The organism is Streptomyces sp. ATCC 21386 (assembly GCF_018728545.1).
Classification (GTDB): domain Bacteria; phylum Actinomycetota; class Actinomycetes; order Streptomycetales; family Streptomycetaceae; genus Streptomyces.
In genome coordinates this window covers 6,684,177-6,703,769 of sequence record NZ_JAAVVL010000001.1, presented here as the reverse complement: position 1 = coordinate 6,703,769, position 19,593 = coordinate 6,684,177, and the positions used below count along the sequence as shown (strand labels likewise).

The 19,593-nt window shown below is 72.1% G+C and carries 15 protein-coding genes; 9 read left to right on the top strand and 6 right to left on the bottom strand.

What is annotated here, in order from left to right; all coding sequences use genetic code 11:
• Positions 1–208 precede the first annotated feature (208 nt).
• The 6 genes from GWK25_RS28765 to GWK25_RS28740 all read left to right on the top strand — a co-directional run bounded on the left by GWK25_RS28765 (position 209) and on the right by GWK25_RS28740 (position 7,589).
• The gene (locus GWK25_RS28765; RefSeq protein ID WP_251829077.1) at positions 209–4,000 is read left to right on the top strand and encodes a helix-turn-helix domain-containing protein; all 3,792 of its coding nucleotides are present in this window, start codon (positions 209–211) and stop codon (positions 3,998–4,000) included.
• A 204-nt stretch (positions 4,001–4,204) separates the two neighbouring features.
• Positions 4,205–5,086, top strand: a complete 882-nt coding sequence (locus GWK25_RS44355; RefSeq protein ID WP_215454314.1) for a C40 family peptidase — start codon at positions 4,205–4,207, stop codon at positions 5,084–5,086.
• Positions 5,087–5,259: 173 nt separating this feature from the next.
• Positions 5,260–6,150: a helix-turn-helix transcriptional regulator gene (locus tag GWK25_RS28755; RefSeq protein WP_215454313.1), complete on the top strand. Its 891-nt coding sequence runs from the start codon at positions 5,260–5,262 to the stop codon at positions 6,148–6,150.
• Positions 6,147–6,368 (top strand): DUF397 domain-containing protein, encoded by a 222-nt coding sequence (locus GWK25_RS28750; RefSeq protein WP_215454312.1) that lies wholly within the window; start codon positions 6,147–6,149, stop codon positions 6,366–6,368. Before GWK25_RS28755 ends, GWK25_RS28750 begins: the two co-directional genes overlap by 4 nt.
• A gap of 130 nt (positions 6,369–6,498) precedes the next feature.
• Positions 6,499–7,317, top strand: a complete 819-nt coding sequence (locus GWK25_RS28745) for a phytanoyl-CoA dioxygenase family protein (protein ID WP_215454311.1) — start codon at positions 6,499–6,501, stop codon at positions 7,315–7,317.
• The gene (locus GWK25_RS28740) at positions 7,314–7,589 is read left to right on the top strand and encodes a hypothetical protein (RefSeq protein ID WP_215454310.1); all 276 of its coding nucleotides are present in this window, start codon (positions 7,314–7,316) and stop codon (positions 7,587–7,589) included. The genes GWK25_RS28745 and GWK25_RS28740 overlap by 4 nt, the downstream gene beginning before the upstream one ends.
• A 119-nt stretch (positions 7,590–7,708) precedes the next feature.
• On the opposite strand, the gene GWK25_RS28735 is transcribed toward GWK25_RS28740, so the two are convergent.
• Positions 7,709–8,674, bottom strand: a complete 966-nt coding sequence (locus GWK25_RS28735; protein WP_215454309.1) for a glycoside hydrolase family 6 protein — start codon at positions 8,672–8,674, stop codon at positions 7,709–7,711.
• A gap of 296 nt (positions 8,675–8,970) precedes the next feature.
• Here GWK25_RS28735 and GWK25_RS28730 point away from each other — a divergent pair, with 296 nt between their 5' ends.
• Positions 8,971–9,984: a LacI family DNA-binding transcriptional regulator gene (locus GWK25_RS28730; protein ID WP_215457663.1), complete on the top strand. Its 1,014-nt coding sequence runs from the start codon at positions 8,971–8,973 to the stop codon at positions 9,982–9,984.
• Positions 9,985–10,088: 104 nt separating this feature from the next.
• On the opposite strand, the gene GWK25_RS28725 is transcribed toward GWK25_RS28730, so the two are convergent.
• The 3 genes from GWK25_RS28725 to GWK25_RS28715 form a co-directional block, all read right to left on the bottom strand.
• Positions 10,089–12,542: a SpoIIE family protein phosphatase gene (locus tag GWK25_RS28725; protein ID WP_251830295.1), complete on the bottom strand. Its 2,454-nt coding sequence runs from the start codon at positions 12,540–12,542 to the stop codon at positions 10,089–10,091.
• Between the two features lie 228 nt (positions 12,543–12,770).
• On the bottom strand, positions 12,771–13,778 hold the full coding sequence (locus GWK25_RS28720) for a Gfo/Idh/MocA family oxidoreductase (protein ID WP_215454307.1): 1,008 nt from the start codon (positions 13,776–13,778) through the stop codon (positions 12,771–12,773).
• A 109-nt stretch (positions 13,779–13,887) separates the two neighbouring features.
• Positions 13,888–14,685, bottom strand: a complete 798-nt coding sequence (locus GWK25_RS28715) for an SDR family oxidoreductase (RefSeq protein ID WP_215454306.1) — start codon at positions 14,683–14,685, stop codon at positions 13,888–13,890.
• Positions 14,686–14,912: 227 nt separating this feature from the next.
• On the opposite strand from GWK25_RS28715, the gene GWK25_RS28710 reads away from it, so the two are divergent.
• Positions 14,913–15,953: a LacI family DNA-binding transcriptional regulator gene (locus GWK25_RS28710; RefSeq protein WP_215454305.1), complete on the top strand. Its 1,041-nt coding sequence runs from the start codon at positions 14,913–14,915 to the stop codon at positions 15,951–15,953.
• 111 nt (positions 15,954–16,064) lie between these two features.
• Here GWK25_RS28710 and GWK25_RS28705 read toward each other — a convergent pair whose 3' ends face one another.
• Positions 16,065–17,258 (bottom strand): acyl-CoA dehydrogenase family protein, encoded by a 1,194-nt coding sequence (locus tag GWK25_RS28705; protein ID WP_215454304.1) that lies wholly within the window; start codon positions 17,256–17,258, stop codon positions 16,065–16,067.
• A 108-nt stretch (positions 17,259–17,366) separates the two neighbouring features.
• Here GWK25_RS28705 and GWK25_RS28700 point away from each other — a divergent pair, with 108 nt between their 5' ends.
• Positions 17,367–17,975 carry a TetR/AcrR family transcriptional regulator gene (locus GWK25_RS28700; RefSeq protein WP_215454303.1) on the top strand — a complete coding sequence of 203 codons (609 nt, stop codon included), beginning with the start codon at positions 17,367–17,369 and terminating at the stop codon, positions 17,973–17,975.
• Positions 17,976–18,136: 161 nt separating this feature from the next.
• Here the strand turns inward: GWK25_RS28700 and GWK25_RS28695 are convergent, their stop codons facing one another.
• On the bottom strand, positions 18,137–19,513 hold the full coding sequence (locus GWK25_RS28695) for a glycoside hydrolase family 43 protein (protein WP_215454302.1): 1,377 nt from the start codon (positions 19,511–19,513) through the stop codon (positions 18,137–18,139).
• Between the last annotated feature and the right edge of the window lie 80 nt (positions 19,514–19,593).

Here is a 19,593-nt window from a genome sequence, read left to right as displayed (position 1 = left end):
TCGCCACTCCGGGTGAAAGGCTTGGCCGCCCCCGCCGACCCGGCAGTAACATGGGTTTCCGCCGTCTCACGGCCGCACTGCCTTGGGGGACACCTTGGGGGACCCGCTGCACGGACAGCAGACAGACCCTCACCACGGACGGGACCGGGACGCGCCGACCACGCTGTCCTTCCCGGCACAACTGCGGCGGCTCCGGCAGGAACGCGGAATGTCGCTCACCGATCTCGCCCGCCGGACCCACTACAGCAAGGGCTACCTCAGCAAGATCGAGACCGGCGCCAAGCGGCCGACCGTCGATGTCGCCCGGCTGTGCGACCAAGTGCTGGGCGCCGACGGGGAGTTGCTGCGACTGGTGCGGCAGGCGCCGCCGCGCGACGACGGCGACCCGGGGCCCGACGCCGCCGCGCACCAGCCCGCCGAGACCTGCCCCTACCGCGGCCTGTCGGCGTTCACCCCTGAGGACGGGGAGTGGTTCTTCGGCCGCGAGCAGGCCACCGCCGCACTGGTGGAACGGGTCTTCGAACGGGTGGGCAGCGGACCGCTGTTGCTCGCCGCCCCGTCCGGCGCGGGCAAGTCGTCCCTGCTCAACGCCGGTCTCGTCCCCGCGCTCAGGCGCGGCGACCTCCCCATGCCGGGCGCCGACCGCTGGCCGGTGGTCCAGCTCACCCCCACAGCGCGCCCCCTGGACGAACTCCTGGAACGCACCGCGAAGGTGCTGGGCAGCGACCTCGGGGTCACCGCCGACGAGGTACGGGACGACCCGGACGCCCTGCTCGGCGCCGTACGGGCCGGGGCGGACGCCTCGCCACCGGCCCCGGGGGAGCGACGGCCCCCACCGGCCCGACCGGTCCTGATCGTCGACCAGTTCGAGGAACTGTTCACGCTCTGCGCGGACGAGGGCGAACGCCGCTCCTTCGTCCGGGTGCTGTGCGCCCTCGCCACCTCCCGGCCGACGACGAGTCCGCACCCGCCCGCCGTCGTGGTCCTCGGTGTCCGCGCCGACTTCACCGGCAGCTGTCTGGGCCTGCCCGAGCTCGCCCCCGTCCTCACCGACGGACTGTTCGTCCTCTCCCCGATGACCGTGGCGGAACTACGGGAGTCCGTCACCCGCCCGGCGGAGCTCGCGGGCCTCACCCTCGAACCCGGCCTGGTCCCGCTGCTGTTACGGGACGCGGGACTCCGCGACGACCCGGACACGGGCCCCGGCGGTGGTGCCGCGGTCGGCTCCGACGAGACACCTTCCGGCGCGCTCCCCCTCGTCTCCCACGCCCTGCTCGCCACCTGGCAGCGGCGGCGCGACTCCGCGCTGACCGTCGACGGGTACGAACGGGCAGGCGGAATCCAGGGCGCGGTCGCCCGCACCGCGGAGAACGTGTTCGCGCGGCTGTATCCCGCCGAGCAGAAGACGCTCCGACGCATCCTGTCCCGGCTGGTGCTCGTCATGGACGGGGCCGGAGCGACCCGCCGCCGGATGAGCCGGGACGCCCTGATGGCGCGGCTCGGCGACGCGGACGGGGCGGCCGCCGCGCTCGACGCCTTCGTCCGGGCCCGGCTCATCACCCTGGACAGCGACACCGTCGAGATCACCCACGAGGCGCTGCTGCACGCCTGGCCCCGGCTCCGCGGCTGGATCCATGCCGACCGGGCGGGCCTCCTGCTGCACCAGCAGCTCTCGCACGCGGCCGGTGAATGGGAGCGGGAGCGGCGCGACCCGTCCGCCCTCTACCGGGGCAACCGCCTCGACACCGTGACGGCGTGGGCCGAGGAGTCGGACGGCTGGAGCAGGCTCGCCCCCGACGAGGAGGCGTTCCTGCGGGCCAGCCAGGCCGAGGAGGACGGGCGCCGCAGACAGGTCAGACGCCAGGTACGGCTGCGACAGTCCATGCTGGCCACCCTCGCCGTACTGCTGGGCCTGGCCGTCACCGCCGGAGGAATCGCCTACCAGCAGCGCGAGGGTGCCCTCGACCAGGAACGCGTCGCCCGTTCCCAGGCCCTCGCCGCGCGCTCCGTGTCCCTCGCCGGGGGCCGCCCGGAAGCGTCGATGCTCCTCGCGGAGCAGGCATACCGGACCGCCCCCACCGCCGAGGCCCGCGGCGCCCTGCTCAGCACCCAGTCGCAGCCTTTCTCCGCCCGCATCGACGGGCACCGCGGCCCGGTCAACGCGGTCGCCTTCGCGCCCGACGACCGCAGCCTCGCGACGGCCAGTTCCGACGGCACGGTCGTCCTGCGCAGCACGGCCGACGGCCACCGCGTCCTCGCCCGGTTCCGGGTTCCGGGACGCGTGCGCTCGGTGGCCTTCGGCGCCGACGGCCGTACGGTCGCGATCACGTCCACCGACGGGCCCGTGACCCTGTGGAGCACCGCCGGGCACCGGCGGACGGCGACGCTCTCCGACGCCACGAAGGGCGCGCGGGCCGTCGCCTTCGACCCGCGCGGCGGCGGACTCGCGGTCGCCGCCGCCGACGGGACCGTACTTCTGTGGGGCACCGGACCCAGCCCCCGGCTCACCGCGACCCTCCCCGGGCACAAGGGCCACATCAACGCGCTGGCGTACGCCCCCGACGGGCGGACGCTCGCCTCCGCCGGCGGGGACCGGGCCGTACGGCTCTGGGACACCGACGACACCGACCGGCCCCGGTTCCTCGACGCCCTCGACGGGCACGCCGACGAAGTGCTGGGCGTCGCCTTCTCGCCGGACGGGAGCACGGTGGCCTCCGCCGGCGTCGACCGGACGGTACGGCTGTGGGACGCCGACGACAGGCGGCTGACCGACACGTTCACGGGCAGCAGCGACGACATCAACGGCGTCGCCTTCACCCCGGACGGGGAGACGGTCGTCGGCGCGGTCGGCGACGGGACGACGCGGCTGTGGGACGTGCGCAGCGGCCGGCAGACCCTGGTCCTCGCCGGACACACCGACTACGTCCTCGGGGTGGCCGTCACCTCCGACGGCGCCCTGCTGGCCACGGCCGGGTTCGACCAGTCCGCCGTCCTGTGGGACCTGAGCGGGGCGGTCCTGACGTCGCGTCCGTTCACGGAGGTCTGGCAGACCGCCTACAGCCCCGACGGGAAACTGCTGGCCACGGCCGACGCCGACCACACCGTTCGGCTGTGGGACGCGCGGACGCACGCCCTGGTGGCTGAGCTTCAGGGGCACACCGAGACCGTGTTCTCGGTGGCCTTCTCGCCCGACGGGCAAACCCTCGCGTCGGCCGGATCCGACGGCACGGTCCGGCTGTGGGACGTGGCGGAGCGCAAGGCGCTGAAGAAGCTGACCGGACACAGCGGACAGGTCTTCTCCGTCTCCTTCTCACCCGACGGACGGACCCTCGCGTCGGCGGGCGCCGACCACACGGTGCGCCTGTGGGACGTGGCGGAGCGCCGACGGCTCGCCGTTCTCGGCGGCCACAAGGACTTCGTCAACGATGTCGCGTTCAGCCCCGACGGGCGCACCCTCGCCGGTGCCGGCGACGACCTGACGGTACGGCTGTGGGACGTCGCAGGACGCCGCGAACTCGCCGCGCTGACCGGCCACTCGGGCGCGGTGCGGGGCGTGGCCTTCAGCCCGGACGGCGGCACCCTCGCGAGCAGTGGCAACGACGGGGCCGTACGCCTGTGGGACGTCCGGCACCGCCGCTTCGAGACCGCGCTGACCGGCCACTCGGGCGCGGTGCGCGGAGTGGACTTCAGCCCGGACGGCCGCACCCTCGTCAGCAGTGGCAACGACCGCACGGTACGCCTGTGGGACGTCGCCGGACGGCGGCCGTGGGCGACGCTCACCGGTCATACGAACGCGGTGTGGGGCGTGGACTTCGCGCCCGACGGGCGGACCGTGGCCAGCAGCAGCACCGACGGCACCGTACGGCTGTGGGACCTCGACCCCGGCGCCCGGCTGGCGGACATCTGCCGGTTGCGCGCCGACATCGGCCCCGAGGAGCGCGCGGCACTGCTGCCCGGGATTCCCGTCCCGGCGGACCCGCCGACGTGCGGGCGGGGCTGAGCGACACGCGAGGGCTCTGCGTACCGTTCGGCAACCACCCTGCTCGGAAGGGGTTTCCCAAGTGTTTCCCGTTGCCCGGTGGGACCGGACTACACCCGGATCTCGACGAGCGGGGTGGTGGTCGGCCAGGCTGCTGCCCGACCACCACGAGTTCGTTCGAGACCGACGAGACCGACGAGACCAACAGGAAACGGGGGTTCCGGCATGGTGAGCCGGACCAATGTCATCCGCACACTGATCGCCCTCATGGCGCTGCTCTTCTGGGCGCCGGTGTCCACGGCCTCGGCGGCACCCGCCGCCCCCGCCGCAGGCGACTGCCGCCCCCTCGCGTCCGGCGCCTCCGCCGCCGCCGAGCGGGCGATCGCCGCCGCCTGCGCCGAGGTCGCCGCGGGCACCTGGTACACCTGGGGCGGTGGCCACGGGGCCACACCCGGGGCCACCTACGGGCAGGTCGACCCCACCGACCCCGCCAGCGAACACGACCCCGAGCGGCGCGGGTTCGACTGCTCCGGCCTGGTCCGGTACGCGTACGCCCAGGCCACCGGTGGCAGGGACATCCTCAACGGCGTGGCCAGCCAGCAGTTCTACACGCACCGCGCCGCCGCCCGCTTCACCGCAGCCCAGGGCCTCGCCCCGCTGCTGCCCGGCGATCTCCTCGCCTACGGCAAGGACTCCAAGGACATGCAGCACATCGCCATCTACCTCGGCGCGGGCAAGATGGTCGAGGCCAAGCAGTCCGGCACCAAGCTGATGGTGAGCGACGTCCGGCTGGGCAGCACCTACTTCGGCGCCGTCCGGGTCAACACCGGCGAACCCACCGGCCACATCCACCAGACGTGGGGCACCGGCGTCTGGACCAAGGCCCAGCCCAGCCTCGGGGCCGACCGCGTCTACGCCTTCCCGTACTCGACCACCGTCCGCGTGTACTGCCAGAAGCACGCGGAGCTGGTGAAGGCGGAGGGCTACGAGAACGACGCGTGGTCCTACCTGCCGGACTACCGGGCGTGGGTCACCAACATCTACATCAAGGGCCCGGCCTGGCTGGCGGGCGTCCCCGACTGCAAGGACGTGCCGCCCATCACCTGACGGCCTCGCGCCGGTGACCGTCGGGGGGCGGCCACCTGCGTGAGCGTCACCTGTGCCCGTACGCTGCGTCAGCGTACGGGCACATTCTGTGGACAGTACGCACGTCCTCCCGTCACGCTGGGTGCCGTCGGGGCATGGGGGCCACAGTGCACGAAGACCGGAGGTGGCCGCGGATGACGGGCGGCGGCATGGGCAACGACTACGACGAGGCAGCGGCCGACGAGGGGTCGGCGGTGGACCGCGAACCCGACCCCTCGGACAGTCTGCGGACGTGGGGCGCCGTGACACAGGCGCTGCGCGAGCACGCGGGCTACAGCCGGGCGGAGTTCGCGGATCTCGTCCGCTTCTCCCGGCACACGGTGGAATCGGTGGAGCAGGGGCGCCGGATGCCGGACGCGAACTACGTACGGCGGGCCGACGAACTGCTGGGGAACACCGGGGCATTGCGCAAGTCGTCACAGTATGTGACGCGGGGGCGGGGGGACGTGGGCCTGGCGGCCTGGTTCCGCCAGTGGGCCCGGCTGGAGCGGGTCGCGGTGAGCCTGTGCACGTACGAATGCAGGCTGGTCCCCGGGCTGTTGCAGTCGCGGGACTACGCGCGGGCGGTCTTCGAGGGGACCGTCCCGGTGACACCGGACGACCAGCTGGACAGCTTCATGGACCGCCGGATGGAGCGTCAGCGGATGCTGTTCGAGAGGCCGACGACCCCGTTCAGCTTCATCGTCGAGGAGCATGTGTTCCGGCGGCGGTTCGGGGACGACGCGCGGATGCGGGGGATGCTCGACCATGCGCTGGAGCTGAGCACGCCCCGCAATGTGACGCTCCAGATCGTGCCGTTGGAGGCCGGGTTGCACGCGTGCCTCGACGGGCCCGTGCAGCTGTTGGAGACGCCGCAGGGGCAGCGGCTCGCGTACTCCGAGGGGCAGCAGAACGGCCGTCTGATCTCCGACTCGAAAGAGGTGAGTCTGCTCCACCAGCGCTATGACACACTGCGCTCGCAGGCCCTGAATGCCAAGGATTCCCGGGCGCTGCTGGAGCGACTCCGAGGGGAACTGGACCTATGAGCACGACGGAACTGGTGTGGTTCAAGTCAAGCCACAGCGGCAGCCAGGGTGACAGCTGCGTCGAAGTCGCCGTCACCGGACAGGCCGTGTGCGTACGTGACTCCAAGGACGTGACCCAGCCGCACTTCGCGGTCGGACGGGCGGGGTGGTCGCGGTTCGTGGGGTTCGTGGGACACGAGGGCCACCAGGGACACGGACAGGCGGACCCCACCGCGTAGTCCGCGTGGTCCACGGCGGTGGGCGCCTCCCGTTCGGGGGCACCCACCGGCCGCACCGGTCGCGAAAATGGACCACCACAGGAAGATTTCAGCCCACTGCAGAGCGGGGTGTGGTCCGTAGGTTCGTCGTATGCCTACCAGCAAGCACCTCCTGACCTCGGTTCAGGTGGCCCGCTTCGTCGCGCAGGGATTCCTGCGCCTGGACGGGGTGGTGCCGCCGGACATCAACGAACGGGCCGTCGCCGCGCTGGCCGAGGGCCTGCCGGGAGTGCCGTACGGCACCCCGCTGAGCGCGGCGTTCCCGCCCGACACCTTCGTCCACGCACTGCTCGAACTGCCGGTCGTCGCCGGTGCCGTGGAGAGTCTGGTCGGGCCCGGACCGACCGTCGACCACCACGCCGTGCACGTCCGCGAGCCCCACGAGGGCCACGCGCAGGACCTCCACGCGGACGCGATCATCGACGTACGGCCCGACGCGTTCGACATCCAGCTCATGTACTACCCGCACGAGGTGACCGCCGAGATGGGCGGCACCCTCAGCGTGCCCGGCAGCCATCTGCGCCGGATCAACGAGACGGACATCGGCCGCGTCCAGAACCTGCGGGGGCAGACCCGGCTGACCTGCCCGGCCGGCACGGTCGTCCTCGTGCACCACGGCATCTGGCACGGCGGCCGGCGCAACGACACCGACCGCCGCCGCTTCATGTACAAACTGCGCCTCAACCCGACCGTGCCGCAGGTCCGCCTGTGGGACACCGGCGACCTGCACGATCCGGCCGTCACCGCGGAGTTGGACACCCACTTCCCGTGGTACGAGCAGGCCACCGGCCGACTGGAGATCTACAACCGGGTCCTGCTGTGGCGGGCCCTGACCGGTGACGAGTCGTTCGACGTCGAGTACTGGGTCACGCGCGTCAGCAACCGGCCCGCCCTGAGGAGTCACGCATGAGGCAACAGGTCCTGGTCCTGTATCTGTCGACCTCGGCACTGGACTCCCCGGTCGTCGGCTGGTCCCGGTACGACGGCACCGGCCGGACCCGTCCGACGGCGGGAGACAGCGACGAGCCGCCCTACTCCACGGGGCTCGACGCGCTGCTCGACGGGTGGCGGCTCTTCCAGGCGTCGCAGCTCCTGCCGCCCCGGTCCGGCCACGAGTACGACGTCTCCTTCCTGAAGCACGAGTTCTTCTTCGAGAAGCTGGAGGAGATCTCTGCGGGCTGACGTCGAGACCCCGCCGGGCTGACGGCGGGGCCTTCCGGCTGACGTCGAGCCCGTGGCCCGGTCGCGGGGCGAGTGGACCGGGCCACGGGAGTCCTGGAGCGGTGGGGCGGTGGCCGTGGTCAGTAGCCGTAGATCATCTTGTAGGCGACCTCGGGCAGGAACTGACCGGCCGAGGAGCCGGATCCGACACCGCAGTTGCCGTCCGACTCGCCCGGCACCTTGATCCACAGCAGCATCTCGGCGCCGCCGCCCATCTGGGTGGCGGGGCCGATGCGGCGGCCCGAGGGGTTGCACCACTGGCCGTTGGAGCCGTTGCCGTTGCGGCTGGTGTCCACGACGAACGGCTTGGTGTAGCCGTAGCGGGCACTGAGCTCCCTGTTCACCGCGTTGCCGTAGGCGGTGTTCTCGCCCGTGGTGAGGTAGTTGGAGATGTTCAGCGAGAAGCCGTGGGCCTGCCGCACGCCCGCCTCGTGCAGCCGCTTGGCCATGGTCGCGGCGTCCGTCCAGGCGGGGTTGCCGGCGTCCATGTACACCCAGGTGTTGGGGGCCTGGCGGTTGAACTGGGAGACGGCGCCGCTGAGCATGCTCTGGCGCTCGGCTATCTGCGCCTGGTTCATGCAGCCGTAGTCCCCGAGGGAGTCCGGCTCCAGGATCACCAGGGCCGGACGGTTGCCGATACCGCCGGCGAACTGGGAGATCCAGCTCGCGTAGGCGGACGGCGAGGAGGCCCCGCCCGCGGAGTGCCCGCCGCAGTAGTCGCGGTTGTAGACGTTGTACGCGACGAGGATGGGCAGCTTGTCCCGGCTGTCCGCGGCGCCCGTGAACGAGCCCGTGGCAGTGCCGATCGAGCCGCTCCAGGAGCCGAACCAGCGGGCCATCGGGGTGTTTGCGATGGAGGCGTTGATCGCGGACGCCCGTCCGTCACCGGGGTTGGCGGCGGCCCACCGCTTCGCACTGTTGTCGGGGTCCACATAGAACCCGCTGGTCATGCTGGTCGGGTCGGCGGCATGGGCGGACGGAGCGGCGGCGAACGCGAGCGGCAACGAGCAGAGCGCTGCCATCAGGGCGCGGAGCCTGCGGCGCATGACATCACCTCGGAATTCCTGGCAGGGATGCGTCGCACGCTCTCGTCCAGAGCGTGCGACGCACGGGGGAAGTGCGGTGGTTCGACGTGCCCGGAGGGGTTGGGAGCGCTCCCACTGGAAGCGCTCCCAGTTGCGCTGAGAACTTTGGGGTGTGGTCGGTATCGTGTGGCTGGCTGGTAGAACTGTCAAGAGTCGAAGCGTGAAACTCCCTCTGTACAGGGCGAGTTCGAGGCTCTACGGTCCCTATGACCGGAAGCGCTCCCAGTTTTCGGCCAGGGGGAGGGGTCCACATGGTCATGGCGGGCGATCCGCCGCGTCGACAGCCCACGCTCGACGCCGTGGCAGAACTCGCGGGCGTCTCCCGCTCCGTGGCCTCGCGCGCCCTCAACAACGCGCCGCACGTGAGCCGGGGCAAGCGCGAGGCCGTCGAGCGGGCCGTCCGGCAGCTCGGCTACGTGCCCAATCCGACGGCCCGCGCGTTGGCCACACGGCAGACGGGAGCGGCCGCGCTGGTCGTCTCGGGAGAGGATCCGTCGATCTTCGCGGATCCCTTCTTCGCCCAGGTGATCGTGGGGGCGTCGGCCGCGCTGGAGGAGGCCGACCTGCATCTGATGCTGTGCCTGGCCGCGACCGACCGGGGCCGCAGACGGGTGGAGGAACTGCTGCGCGGCAAGGGCGCCGACGGCGTCATGCTGATGGCGCTGCGCGAGAACGATCCGCTGGCGCGGACGGCCGAGGAGGCGGAGATGCCGGTGGTGTTCGGCGGCCGCCCCGTCGGTTCGGCCCCGCGCTGGTACGTGGACGTCGACAACACGGGCGGAGCGCGCGAGGCCACCGAGTACCTGCTCTCCCTGGGCCGCGACCGGGTGGCCGTGATCTGCGGGCCGCTGGACACCGAGGTGAGCCGCGCGCGGTACCGCGGCTACCGGGACGCGATGCTGGCCGCCGGGCGCGAACCGTTCCCGCCGTACGAGGGTGACTTCACGGAGCCCGGCGGGGCCGCCGTCATGGCCGCGCTGCTGGCGGAACACCCGGATGTGGACGCGGTGTTCGCCGCCAACGACAACATGGGGGCGGGGGCGCTGCGCACCCTGCGGGAGGCGGGGCGGCCGGTCCCCGACGACGTCGCCGTGGTCGGGTTCGACGACCTGGCCGCGGCCCGGATCGCCGATCCGCCGCTCACCACCGTCCACCAGCCGATAGAGGCCCTCGGCCGCGAGATGGCCCGCATGCTCGTCGCGCTCGTCAACGGGCAGGACCCCACCCCGCTGATCCTGCCCACCCGCCTGGTGGTCCGCTCCAGCGCCTGAGACGGCGGTGCCCGGCCGAGGACCGGTCGGACTCGTGCTCGTCGCGGCTCGTGGTCATGGCGGCTCGTGGTCATGGCGGCCGTGCTCGTCGCGGCTCGGCCTCGTCATGGCTCCGGAGAGGTGAGGGTCTGCGCGCACCAGATCGTCTTTCCGTCGCTGGTGTGCCGAGTGCCCCAACCCTGCGTGAGCTGGGCGACGAGCAACAGGCCCCGGCCGCCCTCGTCGAAGGCACGGGCCCGGCGCAGATGGGGGGCGGTGTTGCTGCCGTCGGACACCTCGCAGATCAGGGAGGCGTCACGGATCAGCCGCAGCCTGATCGGCGGCTCGCCGTATCTGATGGCGTTGGTCACCAGCTCGCTGACGACCAGTTCGGTGATGAACGCCGCCTCGGCCAGACCCCACGCCTCCACCTGGTCGACGGCCGCCTGGCGGGCCTGCTGCACCTGCGCGAAGTCGGCCTCGACGTCCCAGTCGGCGACATGGTGGGGGTCCAGCGCGTGCGTGCGAGCGAGCAGCAGGGCCGCGTCGTCGGTACGGCGATCGGGCAGGAGCATGGCGTCCATCACCGTGTCGCAGAGGGTCTCCAGTGACGTCGCGGAAGGCCGCAGGACCCGCAGCAGCTCGGCGATCCGCTGGTCCACGTCGCGTTCGCGGCTCTCCACCAGGCCGTCGGTGTACAGGGCGAGCAGACTGCCCTCGGGGACCTCCACCTCGGTCGCCTCGAAGGGCAGCCCGCCGATGCCGAGCGGCGGCCCCGGCTGTGCCGGTACGGGCATGCTGCTGCCGTCCGGGAAGACGATCAGCGGCAGCGGATGGCCGGCGCTCGCCACCGTGAGACGGCGCGAGACCGGGTCGTAGACGGCGTACAGACAGGTGGCCCCTGACTCGCCGGTCGGCTGGAAGTGCCCGCCGGGCTGGTGGTCGCTGGCGAGGTGCAGGACCAGATCGTCCAGATGGGTGAGCAGCTCGTCCGGCGGCAGGTCCACGTCGGCGAGGGTGCGTACCGCCGTGCGCAGCCGGCCCATGCTGGCCGACGCGTGCAGGCCGTGCCCCACGACATCGCCGACGACCAGGGCGACACGGGCGCCGGACAGGGGAATGACGTCGAACCAGTCACCGCCCACCTCCGAGCCGGTCCCGGCGGGCAGATAGCGGGAGGCCACCTCGACCGCCTCCTGGCTCGGCAGCCGCTGCGGCAGCAGACTGCGCTGCAGGGTCAGCGCGGTGGTGCGCTCGCGTGAGTACCGGCGGGCGTTGTCGATGGCAACGGCCGCCTTCGCCGTCAGCTCCTCGGCGAGGATCAGGTCGTCGGCGGTGAAGGCCTCGGGCCGGTCGGTGCGGGAGAAGACGACGACGCCCAGCAGCGCGCCGCGGGCCCGGAGCGGCACGGTGATCCGGCCGGTCAGTCCGTCCTCGGCGAGCGACTCGTCGACCACCGGGTTGCCCGGCGGCCAGTGGGCCGGGTCGGCGGCGAGCCCCGGCCCGAACGCCCATTCGCCGCCCTGCCCGGACTGTGCGGTCAGCTCGACCGTGGACCTGCCCGCGGCCATGCAGCGGGCGGCCACGGAACCGGCAGCGTGGCTGACCGGCTTGGGCGGCTCGGGGAGGGCGGAGTCGTCGTCCCTCGTGCTGTGCTGTGCCGCGCGGCTGAGCGTGAGGGCCTCGCCGGGGCTGAACACGGGTGGCGAGGGCGGCTCCTCCCCGCGCAGTACCTCGTCGAAGAGGTCCACGGTGACGTGATCGACGAATCCCGGTACGGGGGTCCTGGCCAGCTCCTCGGCCGTGCCGATCACGTCGAGTGTCCGGCCGATTCCGCCGCTGGCCTCGTTGAGGAGGAGCAGGCGCTGCCGGGCCCAGTACTCGGCGCTCATGTCGAATCCCCAGTTGGCGACCGCGCGGACCGTGCCCTCGGCGTCCCGGACGGGCCAGATACTGGTGGCCCAGGCATTGGCGTAGTCACTGCCGCGCGGGCGGAAGACGGTGATGAGACGCGTGGCCTCACCCGTCCTCGCCACTTCGGCGAGCGCGTCGGTGTAGGGCTTGTCGTCCCGTTCGGGGAACAGCGAGCGGTCGAACTCCGGCAGCACCTCGCGGTACTTCTTGCCGAGCACCTGCTCCTCGGTGTGCGCGATCACCCGGCCTGAGGAGGCGTTGATCCACAGGAACCGCAGGTCAGGGTCGTAGACACCCAGCGCGAAGGGACACTGCTCGAAGGCCCGGTCGGCGATCACCGGGCGGCGCCCCCAGCGTTGCATGGTCAGGACGTGGCCCAGCGCCCGGCCGTCGGTGCCGTGCAGGGGGTGGACCGCCAGCACGGCGTCCAGCGTGGAACCGTCCCGGTGACGGAGGGGGACGAACCCCGTGGGGTCGGGGCCGACGCCATGGTCCTGCGGGAAGCCGGGCGGTACGGGATCGGCCAGCAGCTCGGCCACAGGGTGCCCGACGGTGTCCGCCGCCGTCCAGCCCAGCAGAAGTGTGGCTCCCTCGCTCCAGCCGCTCACCACGCCGTCCGCGTCGATCACCACGGCGGCAGTGGGGGCATCCTGCTGGTCGGCCATTTCCACGCAACACGCCTCCGTCCGGACAGCCGTCCCGTCAGGGCTGTATTCCAGCGGCTGCTTTCCAGCGGCCGCTTTCCAGCGTAGATCCGCCCCCGCACTCCGGCGCTCCGACCGGTGCGGTCGGGGTCGCCGGGAGGCGGGGGCGGTGGGGCGCCGGGGAAGTGCCGTGCGGACGCCGGGGATGCCTGGGGCCGGGTGGGGGCGTGCCGGGCGTCCCGGTGCTGCTCAGGCCTCCTTGCGTACCTCGTCCAGCCGCACCGGGCGGCGCTCGGCCACCGACAGGGTCGCCGCCTCGGCGATCCAGCCGGCCTCCAGGGCGTCCGCGACCGTGCAGGGCGAGGTGCGGGTGCCGGCGACGACCTCGGTGAACGCGGTCAGTTCGGCGCGGTAGGCACCGGCGAAGCGGTCCATGAAGAAGGTGTGCGGGACGCCGGAGGGGAAGGTCACCCCGGGCTCGGCGGAGCGCAGCGGGAGCTGGGTGTCGAGGCCGGCGGCGATGCTGTCCTTCATGCCGTGGACCTCCAGACGGACGTCGTACCCCCGGGCGTTGTGACGGGTGTTGGAGATGACGCCGATGGTGCCGTCGTCGAAGGTCAGGAGCGCGGACGCCGTGTCGACGTCACCCGCCTCCTTGATGTACTCCGCCCCCTTGTTGCCGCCCGTCGCGTACACCTCGACGACCTCGCGGCCCGTCACCCAGCGCACCACGTCGAAGTCGTGCACCGCGCAGTCGCGGAAGATGCCGCCCGACACCGCGACATAGGCCGCCGGCGGCGGAGCGGGGTCGAGGGTGGTCGACCGTACGGTGTGCAGCGTGCCCAGCTCACCGCTGAGGACGGCCTCGCGGGCGGCCACGCAGCCCGCGTCGAAGCGGCGGTTGAAGCCGATCTGCGCCTCGATGCCGCTCTCGCGCACGGCGCGCAGCACGGTCAGGCTCTCCTCGACCGTCTTCGCCACCGGCTTCTCGCAGAACACCGGGACGCCCGCCTCGACGGCGGCCAGGATCAGCCCCGGGTGCGCGTCGGTGGCGGCGGTGATCACGACACCGTCGATCCCCGAGGCGAACACGGCCTCGGGCGAATCGACCACGGTGGCGCCGAACTTCTCGCCGGCCGCCAGCGCCGCGGCGGCCACCGGGTCGGAGACCACCAGCTCCTCCACGACGTCGAGTCCGGCGAGAGTCCCGGCGTGGAAGGCGCCGATGCGGCCCAGCCCCAGGATGCCAATGCGCATGACGAGTGTCCCTTTCGAAAGTGCAGATCAAACAGGTGGGAAGCAGGGGGAGCAGGTGGGAAGCAGGGGGAGCGGGTGGGAAGCAGGTGGGGAGCGGGTGGGGAGCGGGTCAGTCCGAGGCGCCCGGGACGTTCTGGTCCCAGTCGATCACCGAGCCGGTGACCACGCCGCTGCGGTCGGACAGGAGAAAGACCACGAAGTCGGCGATCTCGTCGACCTGGCCGAGCTTGCCCATCGGCAGGCGCTCGGCGGCCCGCTCGCGCCAGTCGTCGCCCGCGTCGTGGAACTCGCGCTGGATCGCGTCCTCGCCCTCGGTCTCCGTCCAGCCGATGTTGAGATCGTTGATCCGGATCCGGTCCCAGCGGTGGGCGTGGGCGGCGATGGGGGTGCCCCCGCGCGAGCGAAGCCGAGCGTGGGGGAGGGTCAGGCCCGCGAGACCGGCCTTCGCGGCGGAGTAGGGGGCGAGGAACGGCGGGCCGCCGTGCGCGCAGTTCGAGCCGATGTTGACGATCGTGCCGGGAGCCGAGCGGGCCACCAGGTGCTGGACCACGGCCTGCATGGCGAAGAACGGGGCGCGCAGGTTGATCGCGATGTGCGCGTCGAACAGTTCGGGCGAGGTGTCGAGGAGCGAGCCGCGCGAGGCCAGGCCGGCCGCGTTGACGAGGCTGTCGACCCGGCCGTGCGTGGCGACGACCTGGTCCACGGCGCCGCGCACCTGCGCGGGGTCCGTCAGGTCGGCCCGGACGAAGCCGGCGCCGGTGTCCGCGGCGAGCCGCTCGCCGACCCCGGCGCGGCGGCCCGTGAACGCGACGGTCGCGCCCTCGCGCAGGGCCGCGCGGACGACGCCCGCGCCGACGCCCTGGCTGCCGCCGTTGACGAGGACGACCTTGTCCTCCAGTAGTGCCATCTGAGGGTTGCTTCCTTTCGATCGGCTCAGGCGGTAGGGGCCAGGACCTGGGGCGGTCCCGGTCGCCTCGGTTTCGTTCGGCCTTTCACGGCGCCCGCGCCTCTGTCAGTCTTGGGGCGCGGGGCCCCTCGTACAACCCGCAGCAGACCATCAAAAACCCATCATCCGATTCACCGCCGACCCCGCTCCGATGCACGGCCGGCCCATCGAGATCCAGGACACCCGCCATGGCGCACCCCTACACGATCCGTGAGATCGCCCGGCAGGCCGGGCTGAGCCAGGCCACGGTCGACCGGGTCCTCAACGGCCGGGGAGGGGTGCGCGAGAGCACGGCCCGTGAGGTCCACCAGGCCGTGCGGGACCTGGACCGCCAGCGGACGCAGGTGCGCATCGGCGGCCGTACGTTCATGGTCGACATCGTGATGCAGACCCCGGACCGGTTCTCCACGGCGGTCCGTGAGGCGCTGGAGGCCGAGCTGCCGTCCCTGCACCCGGCGGTCGTGCGCTCCCGTTTCCACTTCCGGGAGACGGGGTCGGCCTCGGAGATGGTGCGGGTGCTCGACCGGATCGGGCGGCGCGGCTCGCAGGGCGTGATCCTCAAGGCGCCGGACGTACCGGAGGTCACCGCCGCCGTCGAACGTCTGGTCGCGGCCGGGATCCCGGTGGTCACCTTCGTGACCGACCTGCCGAGCAGCCCGCGCGGCGCGTACGTCGGCATAGACAACCGGGCCGCCGGGGCGACCGCCGCGTATCTGCTGCGGCAGTGGCTCGGCGACCGGCCGGGCGCCGTGCTGGTCACGCTCAGCCGCAGCTTCTACCGCAACGAGGAGGAGCGCGAGATGGGGTTCCGCGGGGTGATGCGGGCGGTAGCGCCGCGACGGACCCTGGTGGAGGTCACCGACAGCGACGGCCTCGACGCGACCCAGCGGGACCTCGTCCTCGACGCGCTGGAGCGGGAGCCGGGGATCGCCGCCGTCTACTCCATCGGCGGCGGCAATACCGCGACGCTCGACGCCTTCGCCGCGCTCGGCCGTGAGCCGCACGTCTTCGTCGCCCACGACCTCGACCACGACAACACCCGGCTGCTGCGCGAGCACCGGCTCTCCGCCGTGCTCCACCACGACCTCCGCCAGGACGTCCGCCGCGCCTGCCAGGTGATCATGCGCGCCCACCAGGCCCTGCCCGACGAGGGGCCGTTCCTTCCGTCGGCGATCCAGGTGGTGACGCCGTACAACATGCCGCCGGGGGCGGGCGCGGTCACCGGGTAGCGCGGCCGGCCGCGCGACGAGCCGGGCGCCCCTGCCGCCCCTAAGGCTCCTGTGGTTTCGGCGGCCCCGGTGGCCCCGGTGGCCCCGGTGGCCCCGGTGGCTCCCGCGGGCTCAGCGGCTCAGGCTGCGGCTGATGACCAGGCGTTGGATCTGGTTGGTGCCCTCGAATATCTGCATGATCTTCGCCTCCCGCATGTAGCGCTCCACCGGGAAGTCGCGGGTGTAGCCGTAACCGCCGAGCACCTGGACCGCGTCGGTGGTGACCTTCATGGCGGCGTCGGTGGCGATGAGCTTGGCGACGCTCGCCTGTCGTCCGAAGGGGAGGCCGGCGTCGCGGCGGCGGGCCGCGTCGAGGTAGGTGGCGCGCGCGGAGTCGACGGCGGCGGCCATGTCGGCGAGCAGGAACCCCAGGCCCTGGTGGTCGATGATCTTCCGGCCGAACGTGGTGCGCTCGCCCGCGTAGTCGACGGCGGCGTCCAGGGCCGCCTGCGCGAGGCCGGTGGCGCAGGCGGCGATCCCCAGGCGGCCGGAGTCGAGGGCGCTGAACGCGATCTGCAGGCCCTGCCCCTCGGCGCCGATCAGCCGGTCGGCCTCCAGCAGTGCTCCGTCCCAGTAGGCGGGGGTGGTCGGGATGCCCTGCAGGCCCATCTTCCGCTCCGGCGCGCCGAAGGACAGGCCCTCGGTCGAACCGGGGGCGAGGAAGCAGGAGATGCCGCCGGCCCCGGACGCGACGCCGCGTCCGGACGCGACGCCGCGTCCGGACTCGACGCCGCCTCCGGGCACGACGCGGGCGAACAGCGCGTAGAAGTCGGCCCTCCCGCCGTGGGTGATCCAGGCCTTCGTGCCGGTGACGCGGTAGCCGGCGTCGGTGCGTTCCGCCTTGCAGGCGAGGGCCGCGGCGTCGGAGCCGGCCTGCGGTTCGGAGAGGCTGTAACCGCCGACCAGTTCGCCGCCCAGCATGTCCGGCAGCCAGCGCTGCTTCTGGGCCTCGGTGCCGAAGGCGTTCAGCGGGTGGCAGGCCAGGGTGTGCACGCTGGTGGCCACGGCGACGGCAGCCCACCGGGCCGCCAGTTCCTCCAGCACCTGGAGGTAGACCTCGTACGGCTGGGAGCCGCCGCCGTACTCCTCCGGATACGGCAGGCCGAGTAGTCCGGCCTTGCTCAGGACGGCGAACAGCCCCTCGGGGTACTCCTCGGTGCTTTCGTGCCGCTCGACCCGAGTGGCGAGCTCGCGGTCGGCGAGGTCGCGGACGAGCGCGATCAGATCTTCCGCTTCCTCGGTGGGCAGCATGCGGTCGACGGCCATGTCGAACTCCATCCGATCTCGAAGCGGTACTTAAGCCGGTACTTCAGTACCGCTTAGCGTAGCGTAAGCAGTACATGTAGCGCAGGGTCGCCCTGGGATACTGATCGAATGACTGAGACCTCCGCCGCGGGCACCCCGAGGCTGACCGGGCGCGGCGCGGCCCGCCGCTCGGAGCTGTTCGAGGATCTGGTGGCCCTGCTGATCGCCGAGGGCTTCGCTCAGTTCACGCTGGACGACCTCGCCGCCCGGCTGCGCTGCTCCAAGCGCACGCTGTACGGGCTGGCCGGCAGCAAGGAGCAGTTGGTCCGCACCGTCGTGGTGCACTTCTTCCGGGGCGCCACCGCGCGGGTGGAGGGAGCGCTGGAGGCCGAGCCCGACCCCGCCGGACGTCTGGCCGCCTACCTGGGCGCGGTCGCCGCCGAACTCGCGCCCGTCTCGCCGACCTTCTTCGACGACGTGGCCGCGTTCGAACCCGCGGCCGAGGTGTACGAGCGCAACACCCGCGCCGCGGCCGCCCGGGTGCAGCAGCTGATCGACGAGGGCGTGGCGGCCGGTGTGTTCCGCGAGGTCCACGTGCCCTTCGCCGCCGAGGTCATCACCTCGGTGATGGTCCGCATCCAGCAGCGCCAGGTGGTCGCGGCGACGGGCCTGGACGACGCCGGGGCCTACGCCCACCTCGCGGATCTGCTTCTACGGGGCCTCACCCGGGCGTCCTAGGGGCTGTCGTCGAACTCCCGTGGTCGCCCGGAGAGCGGCCCTGCGGCGTCCGGTGCGTTTCTCGGCGCGGGCCGCAGGGCGGAAGTCCCGTAACCGGCTTCCTCGGGCTTTCGCCCGGCGTGGAGAGACGGTCCGGTCGCACTCGGAGCGGGCGCGTGGCGTCAGTACCAGACGGAGAACGTGGCGTCGGCTCTGCCGGTGGCGGTGGAGATCGGGTCGATGCGCAGCGCGTAGTTGAAGTGCCGGATGTAGCGGTCCGGGTGACTGTGAGAGCGGAACGACGACCAGGACGGGTCGGCGAGTCCGGCGGTCCTGTGGAAGGTGGCGTCCTGGGCGAACCTCGTGGTGCCGTCGTTGGCGTCCAGCCGCAGCTGGTAATAGGCGTGCCGTAGGTAGCGGGTCGGTTGGTCGAGGGACTGGAAGGAGACGCCGGAGGGGTCGGCCAGGCCCGGCACCAGCTTCCATTGCGAGTCGGTGTAGGGGTCGAACGGGTACGCGTCGATGCGGCCGAGGGAGTCGGCGTGCCGCCAGTATCTGTCCGGGAAGTTGTAGGACTTCAGCCGGTTCCAGGCGGGCTTGCCCCACTTGGCGATCATGTTGTCGTACACGGTCTGGGGGATGGGCTTGATGTCGGCGTGCTTGGAGTTCAGCGGCTGGGTGTAGACGCGTCGGTCGGTGGGGGTCCAGGTGCCGGTGGAGAGGTCGTTGGTCTGCCAGGTGCAGAAGAGGGCGTTGGCGTCGCCCCACAGGTACCAGGTGCCAGCGGCCTCGGCGAGGATCGGGCCCTCGATGCCTCCTTGCGGCGCCAGGCCGGAGGTGAACTGGGTGAAGCTGCCGGGGGTGAGGGAGGTGGACCTCGCGCCCACGAGGCTGTTGCGGCCCTTGTAGTACAGGTAGTTGACGCCGTTCACGTCCTTCGCCAGGGTGCCGTCGATGATGTCGTAGCCCGGGTCGAAGAAGACCTGCGGTGCCGTCACGGTCCGGAAGTCGGTGGTGTAGTTCACCATGATCACGTTGTGTCCGCTGCTGTTGACGGCCGAGTAGGTGAGGGCGTACTGACCGCGGGAGGGGTCCCAGAAGGCTTCGGGCGCCCAGGTGTGGGTGGCCATGTCATGCAGTTTCAGCAGGCGGTAGTTGTCGAAGGAGCGCAGGTCGGCGGAGTCCCAGACGTGGATGTACGGGGTCTTCTTGGTCCAGTCGGTGCCCTTCAGATTGGTCGCCATGACGACGAAGGTGCCGTCCTGCTTGGGCAGGATGAAGGGGTCGCGCAGACCGCCGTCGCCCGCGGTCGGGGTCACGACGGGGTTGTTCTGGTTCAACGGCATCCATTGCAGCGCGTCGGTGCTGACCGCGAGGTGCAGGCCGTAGTCCGTGCCGAGGTTTCTCGGTGACTGGGTGAAGTAGGCCATGACGAACGGGGAGGTCGTCGCGGCGCTCGCGGAGCGGCTGCCGAGGGTCAGCGCACCGGTGGTGGACAGCGGCACGGCCGCCGCCATGCCGAGGAAGAGCCGACGCGACGGGAGGGGTGTTGCGCTCATGTGGTGCCTCCGGGGCGTAGGGAGGTGGCCAGGAGGTGCCGACGCTGACTCCGGAGGCGTCGGCACCTCCTGACGATGCG

Bases quoted from the DNA above. Each gene is read 5' to 3' on its own strand.
- GWK25_RS28710 (WP_215454305.1), top strand. From the start codon at position 14,913: ATGGCGCACCCCTACACGATCCGTGAGATCGCCCGGCAGGCCGGGCTG.
- GWK25_RS28765 (WP_251829077.1), top strand. From the start codon at position 209: ATGTCGCTCACCGATCTCGCCCGCCGGACCCACTACAGCAAGGGCTAC.
- GWK25_RS28725 (WP_251830295.1), bottom strand. From the start codon at position 12,542: ATGGCCGACCAGCAGGATGCCCCCACTGCCGCCGTGGTGATCGACGCG.
- GWK25_RS28755 (WP_215454313.1), top strand. From the start codon at position 5,260: ATGACGGGCGGCGGCATGGGCAACGACTACGACGAGGCAGCGGCCGAC.
- GWK25_RS28740 (WP_215454310.1), top strand. From the start codon at position 7,314: ATGAGGCAACAGGTCCTGGTCCTGTATCTGTCGACCTCGGCACTGGAC.
- GWK25_RS28735 (WP_215454309.1), bottom strand. From the start codon at position 8,674: ATGCGCCGCAGGCTCCGCGCCCTGATGGCAGCGCTCTGCTCGTTGCCG.
- GWK25_RS28715 (WP_215454306.1), bottom strand. From the start codon at position 14,685: ATGGCACTACTGGAGGACAAGGTCGTCCTCGTCAACGGCGGCAGCCAG.
- GWK25_RS28695 (WP_215454302.1), bottom strand. From the start codon at position 19,513: ATGAGCGCAACACCCCTCCCGTCGCGTCGGCTCTTCCTCGGCATGGCG.
- GWK25_RS28750 (WP_215454312.1), top strand. From the start codon at position 6,147: ATGAGCACGACGGAACTGGTGTGGTTCAAGTCAAGCCACAGCGGCAGC.
- GWK25_RS28730 (WP_215457663.1), top strand. From the start codon at position 8,971: ATGGCGGGCGATCCGCCGCGTCGACAGCCCACGCTCGACGCCGTGGCA.
- GWK25_RS44355 (WP_215454314.1), top strand. From the start codon at position 4,205: ATGGTGAGCCGGACCAATGTCATCCGCACACTGATCGCCCTCATGGCG.
- GWK25_RS28745 (WP_215454311.1), top strand. From the start codon at position 6,499: ATGCCTACCAGCAAGCACCTCCTGACCTCGGTTCAGGTGGCCCGCTTC.
- GWK25_RS28700 (WP_215454303.1), top strand. From the start codon at position 17,367: ATGACTGAGACCTCCGCCGCGGGCACCCCGAGGCTGACCGGGCGCGGC.
- GWK25_RS28720 (WP_215454307.1), bottom strand. From the start codon at position 13,778: ATGCGCATTGGCATCCTGGGGCTGGGCCGCATCGGCGCCTTCCACGCC.
- GWK25_RS28705 (WP_215454304.1), bottom strand. From the start codon at position 17,258: ATGGCCGTCGACCGCATGCTGCCCACCGAGGAAGCGGAAGATCTGATC.